Source organism: Streptomyces venezuelae (assembly GCF_008642315.1).
Lineage (GTDB): Bacteria > Actinomycetota > Actinomycetes > Streptomycetales > Streptomycetaceae > Streptomyces > Streptomyces venezuelae_D.
Genome location: NZ_CP029192.1, coordinates 231,364 through 248,830 on the forward strand (window position 1 = coordinate 231,364; position 17,467 = coordinate 248,830).

The 17,467-nt window shown below is 71.4% G+C and carries 16 protein-coding genes and 1 pseudogene; 7 read left to right on the top strand and 10 right to left on the bottom strand.

Annotated features, from left to right (window positions below; genetic code table 11):
- Nucleotides 1-535: 535 nt before the first annotated feature.
- Nucleotides 536-646 (top strand): annotated as a pseudogene (locus DEJ48_RS40085) (SDR family oxidoreductase); the annotation flags it as partial.
- Between the two features lie 259 nt (nt 647-905).
- A complete protein-coding gene (locus DEJ48_RS40090) occupies nt 906-1,352 on the top strand; it encodes a hypothetical protein (RefSeq protein WP_223832566.1) in 447 nt (148 codons plus the stop codon).
- Nucleotides 1,353-1,513: 161 nt separating this feature from the next.
- Here DEJ48_RS40090 and DEJ48_RS01040 read toward each other — a convergent pair whose 3' ends face one another.
- From DEJ48_RS01040 to DEJ48_RS01055, 4 genes are all read right to left on the bottom strand, one after another.
- A complete protein-coding gene (locus DEJ48_RS01040) occupies nt 1,514-1,882 on the bottom strand; it encodes an STAS domain-containing protein (protein ID WP_150213577.1) in 369 nt (122 codons plus the stop codon).
- On the bottom strand, nt 1,879-2,997 hold the full coding sequence (locus DEJ48_RS01045; protein WP_150213579.1) for a B12-binding domain-containing protein: 1,119 nt from the start codon (nt 2,995-2,997) through the stop codon (nt 1,879-1,881). The genes DEJ48_RS01040 and DEJ48_RS01045 overlap by 4 nt, the downstream gene beginning before the upstream one ends.
- Nucleotides 2,994-4,634: a PP2C family protein-serine/threonine phosphatase gene (locus tag DEJ48_RS01050; protein ID WP_150213581.1), complete on the bottom strand. Its 1,641-nt coding sequence runs from the start codon at nt 4,632-4,634 to the stop codon at nt 2,994-2,996. Before DEJ48_RS01050 ends, DEJ48_RS01045 begins: the two co-directional genes overlap by 4 nt.
- A gap of 116 nt (nt 4,635-4,750) precedes the next feature.
- Complete coding sequence (locus DEJ48_RS01055) at nt 4,751-5,194, bottom strand: Lrp/AsnC family transcriptional regulator (RefSeq protein WP_150188709.1); 444 nt, start codon at nt 5,192-5,194, stop codon at nt 4,751-4,753.
- Between the two features lie 86 nt (nt 5,195-5,280).
- On the opposite strand from DEJ48_RS01055, the gene DEJ48_RS01060 reads away from it, so the two are divergent.
- Nucleotides 5,281-6,207 (top strand): SMP-30/gluconolactonase/LRE family protein, encoded by a 927-nt coding sequence (locus DEJ48_RS01060; RefSeq protein WP_150213582.1) that lies wholly within the window; start codon nt 5,281-5,283, stop codon nt 6,205-6,207.
- A 3-nt stretch (nt 6,208-6,210) separates the two neighbouring features.
- On the opposite strand, the gene DEJ48_RS01065 is transcribed toward DEJ48_RS01060, so the two are convergent.
- The 3 genes from DEJ48_RS01065 to DEJ48_RS01075 form a co-directional block, all read right to left on the bottom strand.
- Nucleotides 6,211-6,801, bottom strand: coding sequence for a lytic polysaccharide monooxygenase (locus DEJ48_RS01065; protein ID WP_150213584.1), 591 nt, complete (start codon nt 6,799-6,801; stop codon nt 6,211-6,213).
- 173 nt (nt 6,802-6,974) lie between these two features.
- Nucleotides 6,975-8,432 (bottom strand): MFS transporter, encoded by a 1,458-nt coding sequence (locus DEJ48_RS01070; RefSeq protein WP_150213586.1) that lies wholly within the window; start codon nt 8,430-8,432, stop codon nt 6,975-6,977.
- Nucleotides 8,429-9,376, bottom strand: coding sequence for a nucleoside hydrolase (locus DEJ48_RS01075; RefSeq protein WP_150213588.1), 948 nt, complete (start codon nt 9,374-9,376; stop codon nt 8,429-8,431). The genes DEJ48_RS01070 and DEJ48_RS01075 overlap by 4 nt, the downstream gene beginning before the upstream one ends.
- A 268-nt stretch (nt 9,377-9,644) precedes the next feature.
- Between DEJ48_RS01075 and DEJ48_RS01080 the strand changes: the two genes are divergently transcribed.
- Nucleotides 9,645-10,694, top strand: a complete 1,050-nt coding sequence (locus DEJ48_RS01080; RefSeq protein ID WP_150213590.1) for a LacI family DNA-binding transcriptional regulator — start codon at nt 9,645-9,647, stop codon at nt 10,692-10,694.
- Here the strand turns inward: DEJ48_RS01080 and DEJ48_RS01085 are convergent.
- Both DEJ48_RS01085 and DEJ48_RS39560 read right to left on the bottom strand, forming a co-directional pair.
- Entirely contained in the window at nt 10,656-11,222 is a 567-nt protein-coding gene (locus tag DEJ48_RS01085) for a dihydrofolate reductase family protein (protein WP_150213592.1), read from the bottom strand. The two genes, DEJ48_RS01080 and DEJ48_RS01085, sit on opposite strands and share 39 nt — an antisense overlap.
- A 112-nt stretch (nt 11,223-11,334) precedes the next feature.
- The gene (locus DEJ48_RS39560) at nt 11,335-12,798 is read right to left on the bottom strand and encodes a glutamate--cysteine ligase (protein ID WP_190537119.1); all 1,464 of its coding nucleotides are present in this window, start codon (nt 12,796-12,798) and stop codon (nt 11,335-11,337) included.
- Between the two features lie 170 nt (nt 12,799-12,968).
- Between DEJ48_RS39560 and DEJ48_RS01090 the strand changes: the two genes are divergently transcribed.
- Complete coding sequence (locus DEJ48_RS01090; protein WP_150213594.1) at nt 12,969-13,706, top strand: phosphotransferase; 738 nt, start codon at nt 12,969-12,971, stop codon at nt 13,704-13,706.
- Nucleotides 13,707-13,978: 272 nt separating this feature from the next.
- Nucleotides 13,979-14,338: a hypothetical protein gene (locus DEJ48_RS40095; RefSeq protein ID WP_223831824.1), complete on the top strand. Its 360-nt coding sequence runs from the start codon at nt 13,979-13,981 to the stop codon at nt 14,336-14,338.
- 78 nt (nt 14,339-14,416) lie between these two features.
- On the opposite strand, the gene DEJ48_RS01100 is transcribed toward DEJ48_RS40095, so the two are convergent.
- The gene (locus DEJ48_RS01100) at nt 14,417-15,760 is read right to left on the bottom strand and encodes a M64 family metallopeptidase (protein ID WP_150213596.1); all 1,344 of its coding nucleotides are present in this window, start codon (nt 15,758-15,760) and stop codon (nt 14,417-14,419) included.
- 197 nt (nt 15,761-15,957) lie between these two features.
- On the opposite strand from DEJ48_RS01100, the gene DEJ48_RS01105 reads away from it, so the two are divergent.
- The gene (locus DEJ48_RS01105) at nt 15,958-17,352 is read left to right on the top strand and encodes a helix-turn-helix domain-containing protein (RefSeq protein ID WP_150213598.1); all 1,395 of its coding nucleotides are present in this window, start codon (nt 15,958-15,960) and stop codon (nt 17,350-17,352) included.
- Nucleotides 17,353-17,467 lie beyond the last annotated feature (115 nt).

The window sequence follows — 17,467 nt, forward strand, 5'->3', positions numbered from 1 at the left end:
GTTGCCAGCCGGGCTGACCAGGAATCCGCTGGGGTATTTCCAGCAGCGGCCGCACTCGGCAAGCCCGGACCCGGTTACGCCAAGCCACGGCCGCCGTACAGGGGCACTTCGGCAGGCGTCAGGTCGTCCCGCACGCGCACCAACCGCACCGGATGACGCCAGCGGCCCGCAGAGTCCATAGAGACATCGGCGGCGACTTCGGCGAACAGGGGCGGCTCGACCAGGCGCACCGTCAGCTGCTACTTGCTGCCCCACCCGGCAGAGAAGGACCGCCCTCCCACGGATGCGTCCCTGCCGACGGTGCCGGCTGCGCGGCCAGCACTCTGGCCGCAGTGCGGGACAGCGCGGTGCTCCGGGGGCGAACTACAGCCGGCCTGCATCATCCAGCCGCCCCAGAAGCACGGCTGCCGGAGCCGTGGGACTGCCCCGCGGCCGCCGATCCCACCCGGCAGCTCGATCCCGATCAGACAGGCTTCATCGACGAGCGCGGCCGCGGTAAAGACCAGACGCAGCCACTGGTCGACCGCCTCACGCCGTGCTCCTGACCGGCGTCACCGGAAGCCTCGGCGGACACCTGCGCACGGAACTCCTCAACCGCACCCCGGCCACCGTCTACTGCCTGCCCCGCGGCGCAGCAGACCGCACCCAGCACCGGCTGGCCCGACTCGGCCGCCCCCCGGGGGGGGCGGCCCACGTCAACCTCGCCGGAACCGAAGTCGACGAACAGACCCCGGCCACCACCGCCACGGCGGGCCCCCTGGGCTATTCGCTGACCAAGGTCAGGCCGGAGCACGACCTGCGCGCCGCGGCCGGGCGCGGCACGCCGCTGACCGGTTTTCCGGCCCGGAGTGGTCACCGGGCACTGCCGGACGGACAGTACCGGCGCTTCCGATCTTTTGGTACCGATGCTCCGCGCCTCGGCTGCTCTCGGCTGTGTACCGCTGGGGGTGGGCACGGTCCCCGTCGACGCGGTGGACGTGGTGGCCCGTTCCCTTGTGGAACTGTGCCGCAAACCGGACGCGGCCGGCGGTACGTACCATCTGACTCACCCGGATCCCGTGCCGCTGACCGACGTGTTCGCCGCCATGCGCCGAGCTGGATACCCGTTGGACGGCGTGGACGCCGAACAGTGGTGGTCTTTCATCGACGACCACGCCGCCGATCCGGCCAGCTCGCCCCAGGCCGCTTTGCGTGACCTCACCCGCTACTCGATGATCACCGAGCCCGAGTACCGGGTGCCCCCATCCGCGCCCTGGGTGACAGCGGCATCCTCCCGCCGCCCCCGTACCCGCCCGGTGCACACCCATGACGCACGCGACCACACCCGCAGCAGACTCCTCGGGGGGTGCTGAACAGCACCGAGAACGAGGAGGACGGCAAGGAGAAGGCGGAGAGCAAGGGGAAGGAGGAGGGCAAGGGCCGCTCGTCCCGTTCGGACGACAGTCGCTGACGCGTGCGTGCCTGCCGGGCGTCGCTGCGCAGGCGGGGGTCCAAAGACAGGCTCTGAGGTCTCCTAGGGGGCGCCGTCGGGTCCGGGCCCCGCGTCGATGGTGGGCGCTCCCGTGAAGTATTCGAGCGTGCCGGTGAGGTCGAGGAGCCGTTCCAGGTTCGGGGGCCGGTCGTCCAGGTGGAGCCGGGTCCCGGTCTCTTCGGTGCGGCGGCCGATCATCAGCAGGATGGACAGGCCCATGGAGTCGACGTTGGCGACGCCCGCGCAGTGCAGGTGCAGATCCTGGAGGCGGGGCCGGGCGGCGAGCTGCTCGGTGACCTCGGTCAGGAGGAACTCGGCGTTGTCGTAGTCGAGATCGCCGGTGATCTCTATGTGGACGGTGTCCGCAGTGCCCGCGGTGGCCAGGCGGAGTGCGGGAGGCAGTGTGGTCATACGGGCGTTCCAGGCGCGGTGGGGTGATCGGTGGTGAGGGCTTCGAGTCCGCGTCGGAGGATACGGGACGCCCGGGGGAAGTCTTTCAGCTCGTGCAGGAAGAGGTCGAGGGCCGGGGGCAGGGACCGTGCGGGCACCCCGCGGGCCTCCAGGATCCGGGCGGTCCAGGTGATGAACCAGCTGAAGAGGTCCTCGTCGCCGAGGTAGAGGGCCGTGGCGAGGAACTCCACGATGTGCGCGAGGTCCTCGGCCGTGCGTTCGCGCTGCGCTTCGTCGTAGCCGCGCATGGCGGGGAACGCGTCCTCCAGGGCGCGGAAGACGGTGCGCACCAGGGCGTCGCCGCTCCGGGTGACCATCGTGTATTCCTGGTCGGCCAGGTGCGGGAGGTCGTCCATCTGCTGGTGGTCGGCCTGCGGGCGGGGAAGTGGCCCCTCGGCGAGGCGGTCGGCGGCGGCCGGGGCGTCGGGCGCCCACGCGTCGGCGCCGAGCAGGTGCGCGTAGCGTCCGCCGGGTCCGAACGCGGCGCCGCCGACCAGGACGGGGACGCCGACGGCCTGGCACGCGGTGATCGCCGCGTGCGCCGTGGGGAGCCTGGTCGCGATCGAGCTGGACAGCGCGACCGCGTCGGCCTGTGTGGTGTGCAGGTGGGAGATCAGGTGCGGTACGGGAACCTGGGCGCCCAGGTAATCGACGCGCCAGCCGCGCAGTTTCAGCACTTCGGCGAGGAGCCGGGCGGGCAGGGCGTGCCACTCGCCGTCGACGCACGCCACCGTGATGCGGCCCCGGTCGGGGTGTCTTCGGGCGGCGGGGTGCAGGGCCAGGGCGGCGACGGCGCGTTCGTTGATGGAGGTGGCGGCGTGTTCCTGGGCGATGCTGAGGCGGTTCGCGGCCCACTCCTCGCCGACTCTGCTCTGCACGGCGGCGATCACGTCGACGAGGACGGATTCCGGGTCGGCGCCGTCGTCCAGGGCGCGCAGGACGACGTCCGTGGCCGTGTACTCGTCGCCGACCGCCACGGCTTCCCACAGCTGGTCGGCCATTTCCGGGGACGCGACCGAGGACGCGGCCGGGGACGTGGACAGGGCATGGACGCGGGACGGGGTGCTGGTGCTCATGCGGTGCGCCTGCCCCGAGTACGGCCGTTCACGGCACTCTGGGGGTGAGTGCGTGGCGCGGAGATCGCGACGACGGCCATGTCGTCGTGCCGACGGCTGCCGAGCCACTGGGAAGCGAGCATCTGGACATGGTCCACGATGCCTTCCGAGGGCATCCCGGCACATCCGGCCAGGGCACGCCGCAGGCGTCCCTCTCCGAACTGCGCGTCGCCCATGGGGCCGCCCTGGGCCTCGGTGATGCCGTCGGTGTACAGGATGCACGTCTCCCCCGGGGCGAGCGTGACCGCGGTGGTGCGGGCGGGAACGTTCGGCATGGCTCCGACCAGGGTGCCGCGGGTGTCGGCCTCCTCGACCGTGCCGTCCGCGCGGATGATCAGCGGGGTCGGATGACCGGCGCTGGTCAGCCGCAGGTGTACCTCGTCCTCCTTGCGCACGGCGGAGGCGAGGACCAGCGTCGCGAACCGGGTGTGGTGGGAGTTGAGCAACGCGGTGTTGAGCAGGGTGAGCATCCGCTGGTGGTCGTCCGCCATCGGCAGCAGCGCGTGCAGGGTGTTGCGGATCTTGCCGGTGAGGACGGCGGCCTCAAGCCCTTTTCCACACACATCGCCCAGCGTCACCAACGAGGGCTCGCCCTCGACGGCGGCCGGGTGGACGTCGTAGAAGTCCCCGCCGATCCGCTCGTGGTCGGCCGAGGGGCGGTAGCGGCCGGCGAAGTCCACTCCGGAGATCTGCTGCAGGGTGGGGGGCAGCAGCTCGCGCATCAGCACTTCGGTGATGGCCGTCTGCTCCGCGTAGAGACGGGCGGCCGACATGGCCGCTCCGCTCCGTGCGGCGAAGAGGCGGGCGAAGACCTCTTCCTTCTCGGTGAAGCCGACGCCGCCCTCCTTGCGCAGCAGGACCAGCGCACCGGCCGGGACGCCGTGCCCGGGCAGCGGAGTGATCACTATGGCTCCGACGGGGCCGAAGCCTTCGGGGATCATCCACTCCGGCGCGGCCGACGGGTCGATCCACCGGGAGGGGACCGGCGGGAACCCGCGCAGGGCTTCGCCGAGGCCGGGGACCTCGTCGGGGTCGACGGGCCGCTCCGACGTGGTGGGGCTGCCGCCGCGCAGGCAGGTCACCACGGGCAGGCGGTGGCCGCGTGCCGGTGCGATGGCCAGTGCCGCGTCGGCCAGGTTCTCGGCGGCCATCTGCGCGGTCACGTCCATGCAGCGCCCCAGGTTGAGGGAGGAGAGCAGTGTGCTCGACGCCTTGGCCAGGAAGGCGGTCCGCTCCCTCTCCATGTGCAGGGCCTCTTGGGCGAGCCGATGGTCCGTCTGGTCCACCAGCCACCAGGCGACGGTGCCGTCGTCCCGCACGCTCGGGTGTGCCTCGAAGTGGCGTCCCTCGATCACCCCGGAGAGTGGGGCGTCGGACTCCTGTACGGCGCGTGGTCCGGGCAGGCGCGTCGCGTCGTGGGCGGCGGCCAGCCAGGCCGGGACCACGGCGTCGAGGCGCATCCCGGAGCGGGCCGCGGGCAGCAGCGCCCGTGCGGCGGCGTTGCACTGCTCGACGAAACCCGCCGCGTCGACGACCAGGACCGGGTAGGGGGCACAGCTCCACGGGAAGTCCGGCTCCGTGACTGCGGCGGTCTGCATGTGGGGGGAGACCAAATATCGAGGACCCGCTGGGCGAGTCCCTCACCTCACCAACTCGTACGGAATTGTTGCCTTGCGGCAACGATCCCGCACGGGACACCTTCCTGGCAACCCGCTCAGCCGGTGAGCGGTGAGACAGGGCGTTCGAAGAACGTCTCGAGGGAGACCGTGGCCTGCGTGCCGCTGACGCCGTCGATCGCGTAGAGGCGACGCAGCACGTCCTGGAGCTGTTCCGTCGTCGACGTACGGACCTTCACCAGAACCGACGCACTGCCCGCGATCACGTGGGCCTCCTGTATCTCGGCGATGGCCGCGAACGCGTCGGCGGACTCCCCCATCCACGCCGTGGAGTCGACCATGACGAAGGCCAGCACCCCGCGGTCGAGCGCCGCCGGGTCCACCTCGACGGTCGTGCGCCGGATGACTCCGCGCTCGCGGAGCTTGCGCACCCGCTCGTGGGCAGCGCCCGCGGAGAGACCGGCCCCCTTGCCGAGCGCTGCGTACGAGATGGTCGCGTCCTCCTGGAGGAGGGCGATCAGCCGGCGGTCGATGTCATCCACGGTCACCATGGCGCAACCATACAGCGTTCTGGCATAGTCGCGATCAACCGAACAGCATTCACCTTCGGACCGCCAAAGGGGTATCCATGTCCGGCAGTGACAGCACTTCCCTGTACGAGATCCTGGACGAGCGGTTCCGCACCGGACGGTGCGCGAACGGCGACGACCGGCTGGAGCAGTTGTACGGGGGCTGCCGGTGGGCCGAGGGCCCGCTCTACCTCCCCGCCTGGCGCCAGCTCGTCTGGAGCGACATCCCGAACGACCGGCTGCTGCGGTGGGACGAGTCGACGGGCGCGGTCTCCGTCTTCCGCTCCCCCGCCGGGCACGTCAACGGCAACACCCTCGACCGGGAAGGCCGCCTCATCAGCTGCGAGCAGGGCAACCGGCGGGTCACGCGCACGGAACCGGACGGCAGGATCACGGTGCTCGCCGAGCGGTACGAGGGCAAGCGGCTGAACAGCCCCAATGACGCGGTCGTCCGCTCGGACGGCTCCGTGTGGTTCTCGGACCCGGACTTCGGGATCACCAGCGACTACGAGGGACACCGCGCCGAGCCCGAGATCGACGGCCTGAACGTGTACCGGATCGACCCGTCGACGGGTGAGGTGCGTCTGGTGGCGGACGGTTTCGGGGCGCCGAACGGGCTCGTCTTCTCGCCCGACGAGCGGCAGTTGTACGTGTCCGACACGCGCGGCGGCTGCATCCGCGTCTTCGACGTGCGCGAGGACGGCACGCTCTCCGACGGGAAGGTCTTCGCCGAGGCGAAGGACGACGTCAGCCGCTTCGACAACATCCGCTTCGACGACGGCGGCCGCTTGTGGGCGGCCGCCATCGAGGGAGGGGTGCACTGCTACGACCCCGACGGCACCCTCATCGGGCGACTGCGGGTGCCGGAGCCCGTCTCCAACATCGCCTTCGGCGGCCCGAAGAACAACCGGCTCTTCATCACGGCGACCAGCTCGCTGTACTCCCTGGTCATGTCCGTCACCGGGCTGCCGCGCGTGCGCGGCTGAGCGTCAGAAACGGACGTCGGAGCAGGCGTAGAAGGCGTTGCCGGTGTCCGCGATGGTCCACACGCCGAGGATGATGTGCTGGCCGGTCTTCTGGGGCAGGACACCGCTGTGGGTGACCGTGGAGCCGGGCTGGCGGCCGCCGAAGGGCACCGCGAGGAACGGCTGCGGGTCCAGGTCGGCCCGGGTCAGCGGCTTGGTCGGGTCCCAGCCGTCCTTGGTGATGTAGTAGCGGAAGTCGGTCGTGGCGTGGCGGGCGGTGATGCGCCAGAGGAAGGTGTGGTTCTGGCCCGCGGTCAGCTTGGTGGTGGGCCACTTTCCGCCCCGGGGGTCATCCAGTTCGGAGAAACGTCCGATGCCGCCCGAGCAGATGTGGCCGTCGCCGGGACCGCGCGCGGGGAATCCCTTGGGGCCCTCCACGCTCGGCGGCTCCCACTGGATCTGTCCGCAGTTGCGGACGGTGCCGTTGCCGCACAGCTGCTGGCGGCTGACGGGCGAGTCGGTGTAGCCGTGGGCCTGGGCGCTGCCGCTGGTGGCCAGCATGGCCGAGCCGGCGAGGCCGAGGCCCAGGAGTAACGAGGTGAGCTTCTTGCGCATGATGTGCTCCCGTGGTCCGAGAGGATGCGGTTGTGTCTCACGTTCGGTGCGGTCTAGACCAAGTCAGAGGCTAGTCCGACGAGTTGGGCATGTCCATACCAATGAAGCCCCGGTGGATGGAGCCCGAAAGCCGTCGGCTTTCGGGCTCCATCCACCGGGGCCACCGGCACCGCTCAGTCCGTGGCTTCCGCCTCCACCGGCTTGGGGATGAGGAAGGACGTCGCGAAGGCCAGCGCGATGAGGACGACTCCGGCGATCATGCCTGCCGTGTACCCGGCGGGTGACGACTTGTCGGCCGGGGCGGCGGCGGTCTGCACGGCGTACAGGACCGCGAAGCTGAGGCCCGCGCCGAGGTTGAAGGCGCCCGCGTTCAGACCGGGCAGGAAGCCCGGGTTCTCCTTCGGGGAGAGCACGATGCCGAGCCCGTTGAGGACGATGTTGCCCACGCCCGCGTAGGTGACGCCGATCAGGATCGACGCGGCGAGCAGCAGCAGCCGCGAGTCGGCGTGCAGCGTGAACAGCATCAGGGCGACCGTCACGGCCGAGCCGATGAGTCCGAGGCGCAGGATGCGCCCGTAGCCGTACGTGGCCGCGAGGCGTCCCGCGAGGGGGCCCATGGCGAGGCCCGCGAGGGCGTACGGCGTCAGGGTCCACCAGGCGGACTGCTCGGCGCTCATGCCGAACCCTGCCTGCGCGTCCTGCGCGAAGGCGGGGATCATGCCGTTCATCACGGCGAACACGCCGGTCATGGTGAGGACCGTGGTGAGCAGCAGGGCCCAGGTGGAGCGCCGGCGCAGGTGGCGGGTGGCGACCAGGGGGTGGCTGCTGCGGTCCTCGATGCGCCAGAACAGGGCGAAGGCGATGGCGGTGACGACGAAGAGGCCCACGACGAGCGGCCAGTTCGCGTCGCCGAGCTTGCCCGCCTCGTTGAGGGCGATCAGCGCCGCGCCGACCGAGATGACCAGGAGGGTGACTCCGGGCCAGTCCATGCGGGAGTCGGCGTTGTCGGTGGAGGGGGCGGCCTTCGACTCGGGGGTGAGGGTGGCGACGAGGAGCGTGGCGATCGCGGCGACGCCGGCCATGGCCCAGAAGACGGACTGGAAGCCGTGGTGGTCGGCGAGGTAGCCGCCGGCCAGGGAGTCGACGCCCGCGATGCCGCCGTTGACGGCGGTGATGACACCGAGGAGCGTGCCGTACTTCTTCGGCTCGTGGACCTCGTTGCGCAGCATGATCAGGCAGAGCGGCACGGTGGGGCCTGAGACGCCCTGGATGACGCGGCCCGCGAAGAGCATCGGCACGCTCTCGGCGAGTGCGGCGACGACGCAGCCGACGACCATGAGGGCGAGCATCCCGGCGAGCACCTTGCGCCGTCCGACGAGGTCGCCGAGGCGGGGAAGGAAGAGCGAGAAGAGCGCGGCCGAGGTGAAGAACGCGGTCTGGGTGAGGCCCACCTCGGCGGAGGTCGCGCCGAGGGAGTCCTCGATGTTCTTCAGGGCGGGGCTGAGCATGCTCGCGTTGAGCTGGAACGCGAAGCAGGCCGCGAGGAGCGCGGTGACCAGGACGCCGATGCGCACCGGTCGGGAGCCGCGGGCGCCGCCCGGAGCGGCGGCGGGTTCGGTGAGGGCGTTCATGCGCTGACGTCACCGATCCGCTCGAGGGCGTCCACGATGAGGTCCCAGAAGCGCGTGTGGTCCAGGTCGACGGCGACCTGGGTGGTGCAGTCGTCCGGGGCCGGGGCGCGGAAGTCCGTCACGGTCATGCCGAGGGTGAGGGTTCCGGTGAGCTCGATGTCGACCGGAGCCTTACGGACGGTCATGACGCTCGGGTCGATGACGTAGGCGACGGCGCACGGGTCGTGGACCGGCGGGGCGTCGAAGCCCTGGGCCTCCAGGTACATGGCGCCGAAGAAGTCGAGGAGCTCATTGACGAAGAGGGCGGGCTTGGTGCCTACCTTGGCGATGCGCTCGATGACCTCAGGGGTGGCGAGGGCCTGGTGGGTCAGGTCGAGGCCGACCATGGTGACGGGCCAGCTCTCGTTGAAGACGATGTGCGCGGCCTCGGGGTCGATCTTGATGTTGAACTCGGCGACGGGGCTCCAGTTGCCCGTGTGGTAGCCACCTCCCATGAGGACGACCTCGCGGACGCGCTCGACGATGCGGGGCTCCTTGCGGGCGGCCAGGGCGATGTTGGTGAGTCCGGCGGTGGGGACGATGGTGATCTCGCCGGGCTCGTGGGCCATGACCGTGTCGATGATGAGGTCGACGGCGTGGCGCTCGTCCAGGGCCAGGGTCGGCTCGGGCATGACGGGGCCGTCGATGCCGCTCTCGCCGTGAATGTCGGGGGCGGTCTCCACGTCGCGTACGAGGGGGCGGGGGCAGCCCGCGGCGAAGGGGACGCCGGTGATGTTCGCGATGCGGGCCACCGACAGGGCGTTGCGGGTGACCTTCTCCAGGGTCTGGTTGCCCACCACGGTGGTGACGGCTACCAGGTCGACATCCGGGTTTCCGTGCGCCAGGAGCATGGCGATCGCGTCGTCATGTCCGGGGTCGCAGTCCAGGATGATCTTTCGGGGCATCGCGGAACCTCTTTGTTCGGCTGAGCGGGCGCCGCGCGTGCGGCGACGCTCGGGAAAACGTTCTCCCAAGACTGTGTGCACCGGCGCGAATTATGTCAATGGTCAACGACACAAACTGGCAAACTCGCCCGGAACGGACAGTGGGCCAGAGCGCATCGGCACCCACAGAATTGGTCCAACAGGGAGAATACGCCCGGAAAATCGGGCCTGGTGGCGGTGGTAGCCCGCTGATAACGTTTGCCGAAACGCATCGAAGGGTGGGCGCGGCGTGGCCGACGTAACGCTGAGAGACGTGGCCCGGGCCTCCGGCTGCTCCGTCGCCACGGTCTCCCGGGTCCTCGCGGGCACGCGCCCCGTCGGCGCCGAGACCGCGCGCCGGGTCCGCGCTGCCGCCGAGACGCTCGGCTACCGGCCGAACCACGCGGCGCGCGCCCTGCGCAGCCGCACCACGGGCACGGTCGGGCTCGTCCTGCCGCAGATCACGAACCCCTTCTACCCGACGCTGGTGCGGGAGTTGACGCACGCCCTGCACGCCGAGGGCCGTGCCGTGCTGCTCGCCGACTGCGACGACGACCCGGCGGCCGAGGCGGAGTACATCGCCGATCTGCTGGGTCGGCAGGTCGACGCGCTCCTGGTGATCCCGGCACACGAGGAGCGCAGCCGGGACGCGGTGACCGCGGCGGCGGCCCGGGTGCCGCTCGTCCTGATGGACCGCGGCTGCGGGCCCGCCGTCGCCGACTCCGTGGCGGTGGACAACACCGCGGGCATGGCGCTCGTCCTCGACCACCTGGCCGCCACGGGCCGCCGCCGCGTCTGCTTCCTCGGCGCGACGGGCACCGCCTCTGCCGCCGCGGAACGCCGGGGCGCCTACGCGGCGGGTGCGGCGGCCATCGATCCCGGCGCGCCGGACCGGGTGGCCCTCGGCGACTTCTCCGTGGAATGGGGCAGGGCCGCCGTCGACGAGGTGTGGCCCACCCGGCCCGACGCCCTCGTCTGCGCCAACGACCTGATCGCCATCGGCGCGCTCCAGCGCCTGCAGCAGCTCGGCGTCGATGTACCCGGCGAGGTCGCCGTCACGGGCTTCGACGACATCCCGATGGCGGCGCTCTCGGCGCCCGGCATCACGACGGTCCGCCAGCCGGTGGCCGAGCTCGCGGCGGAGGCGGCGCGGCTGCTCGGCCGCCGTCTCGCGGGCGGCGAGGACGGCCGCCCCCGGCAGGCGATACGACTGGCACCTGAGCTGGTGGTGCGCGAGTCGAGCGGGGTGGAGGCGCTCGGGTCAACGCTTCACGCGGTAGCGCGAGTAGAGGACGCCTGAGCCGAAGGAGCGGTGCTCGATGAGGTCGAGACCCACTCGGCGCTCGTTCCGGGCGAAGAACGGAGTTCCTCCGCCGACCAGCACCGGATAGGTCCTGACGCGGTATTCGTCGATCAGATCCAGCGTGGCCGCGTCGGCGGCGAGGCCCGCACCGCCGATCGCGATGTCCCCCTCCCCCGGCTCGGCCCGCAACCGCTCGATCTCCTGCGCCGGACTGCCCGAGGCAAGGCGGGTGTTGCTCGCCCGCACCTCCGTCAGCGTGGTGGAGAAGACCACCTTGGGGAGCGCGTTCCAGAGCGCGGCGAACTCGCGTGTGGGGGCGTCGAGCGAGGGGTCCCGGTCGGCGGTGTCCCAGTACAGCATCGTCTCGTACAGCCGCCGTCCCAGTAGGTGCGCGCCGAGTCCGCCCACCTCCTCCGTGGCCAGACGGAAGACGTCCTCGTCGGGCACCGACCAGCTGAAGCCGCCGTCCGGCCCGACGATGTAACCGTCGAGCGAAAGGCTCATCGAGTAGGTCACGCTGCGCATGGCAAGTCCTCCCGCCGACGGGCGTCGGGCGCCGACATGAGACTGGACGGGCCCTGAGGAAAGGCACTTGGCTTTCGACCTCAGTGTGGCGCGGACCAGCTGGACACGCCCCTCAGCCGACGGATCCCGGCACCGTCCACGCGTGGACCGGGACATCCTCCGTCGCTTGTTTCAGGGAGTGGCGGAAGATGTCACGGTCGCAGGCGCCGGCTCGGCGGGCGTGCCGGTGCCAGTGCGCGGGGGAACCGCCGGAGGCGACGCGGGCCTCGATGACGCCCAGCCATCGCTGGATCTCGTCGTCCGCGACGTCGGCCCCGGCCAGACCGCGGGCCGCGCGCCCCAGGAGGGATCGGACCAGGTCGTGCGCGTTCCGCTGCGCCGGCGCACCACGTGCCTGCGGCCACCACAGCGTGGCGTTCAGTCCCTGGCGGGCGGCGGCGTAGAAGTTGGCGCGTGCGTGGGTGAAGGGCAGGGCGGGCACCACCGGCTCGTGGTCGGCCGCGTGGTCCAGGACGAGGCCGATCAGCAGGGCGGTGTTGGCGGCCATGTCGGCGGGGGTGGGGCCGGAGGGCAGCGCGCGCATCTCGATCCGCAGGTGCCCGTCGCCGATGGGGTCGTACACGGGACGGTTCCACCACCAGACGGTGCCCATGTGCAGCCGCAGCTCTTCCAGCTCCGCGGGTCCCCCGTGATCCGTTTCCTCCGTCGGCGCCGTGTCGGCGCACATCGGCAGGAGCGGGCGGTGCCTGCACGCGGCCTCCATGAGCTCGCCGACCCCGTCGCGCACCCATCCCTCGCCGAAGCCCGTACGTTCGAACGAGCCGGATGCGGGCGAGCGGGGCGTGCCGAACGCCTGCTCGTACCACGGAATGCGGCTCTCGTCCCACAGCAGGCGGCCGAGGAGCACGGGAGAGTTGGCGCAGACCGCCAGCACCGGGGCGATGACGAGCTGCGCCGCGTTGTAGAAGCGGGCGAAGTCCGACGCCGGGACGGTCAGGTGAATCTGCCAGGAGCTGACCGCTCCCTGGGCGCACACGGTGTCGGAGCGGAGGCGGCAGCTCTGCTCTCCGTGGACGTGGACGTTCAGGTCGCGCGGTGTGCGGCCGAGGGCGTCGTCGAGGAGGCTGTAGCGGCGCTTCGGGGAGACGTTGTGCCGTGTGAGGTCGCCGGGGCGCAGGGTGGGCAGGATGCCCGAGCAGTACGGCACCGCGTCGTGCGGCAGGGCGGCCTTCGCGACCGCGTTGAGCAGGTCGCGTGTTTCCTGGTGCAGGGCGGTGAAAGGGGAGCCTCGCAGGGGGACGGGGGTGAGGTTCCCCTCCAGGTTGTACCGGTTGACCTCGAGGACGAGCCGCGGGTCGGCCGCGGCGAGGCGGACTTCCTCGTTCCGCGCGACGGGGAGGCCGTCGTCCGGGTCGGCCAGGAACATCTCCAGTTCGGCGCCGAGCATCGGTTGCGGGAGGCCGAAGGAGGACCGGGTGAGAGTGTCGTCGAGGACACCGAGCGACTGTTCCAGCCTCGTGCGGAAGAGCTGGTGGTCCTCATCCGTGAACACGGTCTGCCGCAGTTCGCGACCCATGGCCTGCTCCTAGTCCGACGCATCGAGACGACGGCTTCCTGCCCCCGACGAGGGCGACCCACCGTTTGGAGTCGTTTAACTGCAGTATGTGGCGATTACCCGTCCTCGGCGCCCCGAGATGACGGAGGCCAGGCCCGGCGCCGCGCGATACGGCCTGAATACTGGCCGCCATGAACGATGTCGAGGTAGTCGTCGCACATTCCGAGCGCACCACCCTGCGCGTCGGCGACATGTTCCTGAAGGTGGACGCCGATCCACAGCGCCTCGAGGCCGAGGTCGAGGCGATGGCACTGGTGCCGGTCCCGACCCCTGAGGTCCTGTGGCACAAGCCGTCCGTGCTCGCCATCGCCGCGGTGCGGGGGGCGGCGCTCGGCCGGCTCGGCGAACCGTCGACCGCGTCGCCCGCGGCCTGGGCCGCGGCGGGCGCAGCCGTCCGCGAGCTGCACGACGCGCCGCTGCCCACCCGGACCGGTCGCGGCCCGGAGGAGCTGGCCGCGGAGCTCGACGCCGAATGCGCGTGGCTCGTGGCGAACGACGTCCTGCCTGCCGACCTCGTCACCCACAACCGCCGGGTGGCCGAGGCCGCGCTCCGGCCGTGGAAGCCGGTCTTCACCCACGGTGACCTGCAGATCGCCCATGTCTTCGTCGAGGCAGACCAGGTCACGGGCATCATCGACTGGTCCGAGGCTGCCCGCGGCGACGCCCACTTCGACCTGGCCGTCCTGACGCTCGGACACGAGGACCGTCTCGACGACCTGCTCACGGGCTACGGCACGGACGTCGATGTCGACGTGATCCGCGCGTGGTGGTCCCTGCGCAGCCTCCTCGCCATTCGCTGGCTGGTGGAGCACGGCTTCGACCCGACCGCTCCGGGGTGCGAGATCGACGTACTCAGGGCTCGGATGTGAGGGTAGGTGAGGGAGATGACGCTGGGATTCAGTCGGGATGGATCCGGAACCGGACATGCTTCGGCTCGCCGGCCGAACGGCGGCTGAGCAGGGCGTCCGCAACGTGACATGGGTGCTGGGCTCCGACGCCGTCGTTCCGGTGGTGGGGGCGTTGGTGGGGCGCGAGTCCCTGGCGATGGCGGTGGTCGGGCAGGCACTGCACTGGATGCGGCACGAAGAGCTGTTCCGCACTCTGCGGCCGCTGTTCCGCGCGGGCGGGGGGCATCGCGGTGGTGGCCAACGGCACCCCGTTGTGGCTGCAGGACAGTGCCTGGTCGCGCGCTCTGCGGGCCGGTCTCGAGGATCACTTCGGCACGAGCCTGGAGGCGACCTGCGGAACCAGCGCGCGTGACCGGCGTCGGTACGCGGAGGCGCTTCGGTCCGCGGGGTACACCGAGGTGCGGGACACGGTGATCGACTACAGCGACGAGCTGGGCTTCGACGAGCTCATCGGCGGCGTCTGCTCCGCGATCCCCGCGGACGAACTGCCGGACGACCGGGCGGCGTTCGCCGAACGGATTCGCCGGTCGCTCCCGCCCGGTCCGTATCTCGAGACGATTGAGGTCTCCGTACTCGTGGGCCGGGCGGCGTGATCGGTGCCGTGTTCCGCACGGCGACCGTTCGCGGTCCGTCCCGCCGCCGCGCGACGGCGGGACGCTCACCGCCTCGGCTCAGCGGGCGACCCGCCACGTGAGCGAGTCCGTCAGGAGGACGCGCAGGTCCGGGGCGCGGACCGCGTCCGTCGGGTCCGTGGCGCGGACCGTCAGCTTGTGGCTGCGGCCGTCGGCCGGGACGCCGAGGGAGCGGGGCGTGACCACCAGGTCGCCCCGGGCGCCGCGGACCTCGCGGCCGTCGACGCTCCAGCGCAGCCGGACGCCGTCCGCGACGCGCACGCGGACCTTGTCGTCACGGCGCACCGCGCGGTCTGTAGCCGTTTCCGCGGTGACGACCGACGCGTGCCGGTGGAAGCCCGCGATCATCGCCTCGCGGCCGGGGAGGTTGAACTCGCGGCCGAGCGTGCGCATGATCGAGTCCGTGGTGGGGCGGTAGAGCCCGCGGGGGTAGTAGCCGCCGCCCTCGTACGCGCCCACCTTGCCGCCGTCCGGTGAGGTCTGGCCGATCCAGCGGTACCACTTCTTCTTCTGGGCGGTGAGCTGTGCGGCCGTGAGCTTGCTGGTGTTGCTCTCCCAGGGCTCGGCGCCCGTGTACGTGCCGTACTCCTCGTACCAGTACTCGTCCGCCAGCTTGCCCAGCGAGTGCCCGGTCTCGTGGACGACGACCTGGTCGGACTGGGCGTTGTCCGACGAGGCGGTGGCGATGCCGTCGTAGCCGGACGGCGAGGTGATGTCGTTGTAGCCCGCGCCGCCGTACTTCGTGGAGTTGGCGAGGACGATGACGAGGTCGGGGTCCGCGGCCTTCTTCGCGTACGTCTCGACCTTGTTGGTGTCCACGCACAGCAGCCGCTCGATGCCGTCGCAGAAGAAGGCCGAACCGAGTGCGGTGTCCTTCACGGTGCCGTTCGCCGGGTCGTTGGAGACGCCGGACTGGCGGGAGACCGCGTCGACCGCCCAGACGTTGAAGAGGCTCTTGTACGACGCGTAGGGCTCGACGGCCGAGACCTTCGCCCACTTGGCGCGCACGTCGGCGTGGAAGTCCGCCTGCTGAGAGGCGGTGTAGCCGTCGCCGATGAAGACGACGTCGAGCTTGGTGCCGGTCGGTCCCGCTTGCACGATCGGGACGACGTCGCCGTCCCCCTTGATCTTCTCGCGCGCGCTCGGCGAGAGCGTCGGGGAGGCGGGGACGTCGGTGTGGCGTGGGTGGGCGTCGGGTCCCGTGAAGTACTCGACGCGCTGGGACTGCGCGGCGGCGCCCGGCTCCGGGGCCGGGTTCGCGGCCGCTGCCGTGCCGACGGGCCCGGTGGCCGCGGCTGCCGCGGCGAGGGCGATGCCCGTGGCGAGCGCCACCCGTAGCGGGGTGCGTCTGGTGCGGATGGATATTCGATGCGTGGGGGGCATGGGCGTCCTTCCGAAGTCCACGATATAAATGGTGGGTTAAGCAGAGTTAAGGCGCGGCTCAACGTAGAGGCTCCCGGGATTCGAGGCAATGGGTGAGCTTCAATTTGCCGGTGGGGTGGGTGAGTTCACGCCGACGGAATGAGCGGATCCGCCCGGCTCCTCGTACGAAGAGCCAAGCCTCCCGGAGAGAGGACGCAGTGACGCACAGGAGTTCCGACGGCGTGCCCGTCGACGACCCGGCCGAGATCGGACGGCGCGTCCTGCGCCTGCGCGGCGAACGCGGGCTCACACAACGCCAGTTGGCCGAACCCGCCTACACCGCCGCGTACGTCTCCACGCTGGAGTCCGGCAAGGTGCGCCCCTCCGAGGCCGCCCTGCGCCACCTCGCCGACCGCCTCGGCGTCAGCTACGAAGAACTGGCCACCGGCCGCCCCGCCCACCTCGCCGCGGAGCTGCGCCTGCGCCTCACCGACGCCCGCCGCGCCCTGGCCACCGGCGCCCCCGAGGACGCGGCCGAGCTCTTCCGCACCGCCCACGAAGAAGCCGTCACGCACGGCCTGGCCGATGAGCAGGCCGACGCGCTCCTCGGCCTCGGCGACTGCCTCCTGGAGTCCGGCGAACTCACCGACGCCCGCGACCGGTTCGCCGCCGCCGAACGGCTGCTCGCCGAACAGCCGCTGCCGCGCCGCGTCCCCGCCGTACGGGGACGCGCCACCGCGCACCTGCTCAGCGGTGAACTGCGGTACGCCTGCTACCTCCTGGAGAGAGCCCTCGACGAGCTCGACGCAGCCGGGCTGCACGACCCCGAGGCCCTGCTGCTCCTCTACACGGCGTCCATCGCGCCCTACATGGACATGGGCGCCCACGCGCGTGCCGCACACGCCGCCGAGCTGGCACTCGCGCTCGCCCCGCGCGTGGGCGACCCCGCGCTGGTGGCGGGGATGCACCGCGGGGTGGCCCGTACGCTCATCGCGGAGGGCCGCATCGCCGAGGCCGACGCGTCGCTCGCCAAGGCCCAGGAGCTCTACCGCCAGCTGCACATCCGCACGGAACTCGCCCACTGCCACTGGATGCGCGGCTATGTGCACGCCCAGGACGGCGACTTGGGCCATGCCGAGAACGAGCTGCGCACGGCCCGCGACATCCTCGCCTCCAAGCGGGCCGCGCTCTTCACCGAGCAGGTCGAGGTCGAACTGGCGGACGTGCTGCGGCGGCGCGGCAAGACCGACGAGGCCGAGGCGCTGCTGCGGCCCCTGCTCACTGCGGGCGACGACGAGCAAGGGCGTGCCGGGCCGCTCGGCGCCGGACGCGGCGCGGTGCACGCGGGCGGCGCGCACCGGCTGCTCGGCCTCATCGCCGAGGAGCGGGGCGACACGGAGCGCGCCGAGGAGCACTACTGCGCCGCGCTCTCACTGCTCGAACGCTCCAGTGCGGTGGGCGATCTGGCCGACCTCTGCCGCCTCCTCGGAGATCTGCTGCGGCGCACGGGGCGCGTGGAGGCCGCGATGGACGCGTACCGCACGGGCCTCGGCCACCGGGCCGCGCCCGGCACCACCACGCTGGGCCCCGCGCCCGCCACTCCCCCGATGTGACCTGCCCTTCCTCCGACGTGCCCAGTCGCTGCATCGAAAGATGTACGGCGATCTCCTCCACCGTCACGACTCCCGTGATCGCGGGGACGCCCAGGATGGTGAGTACGCCCTGCCC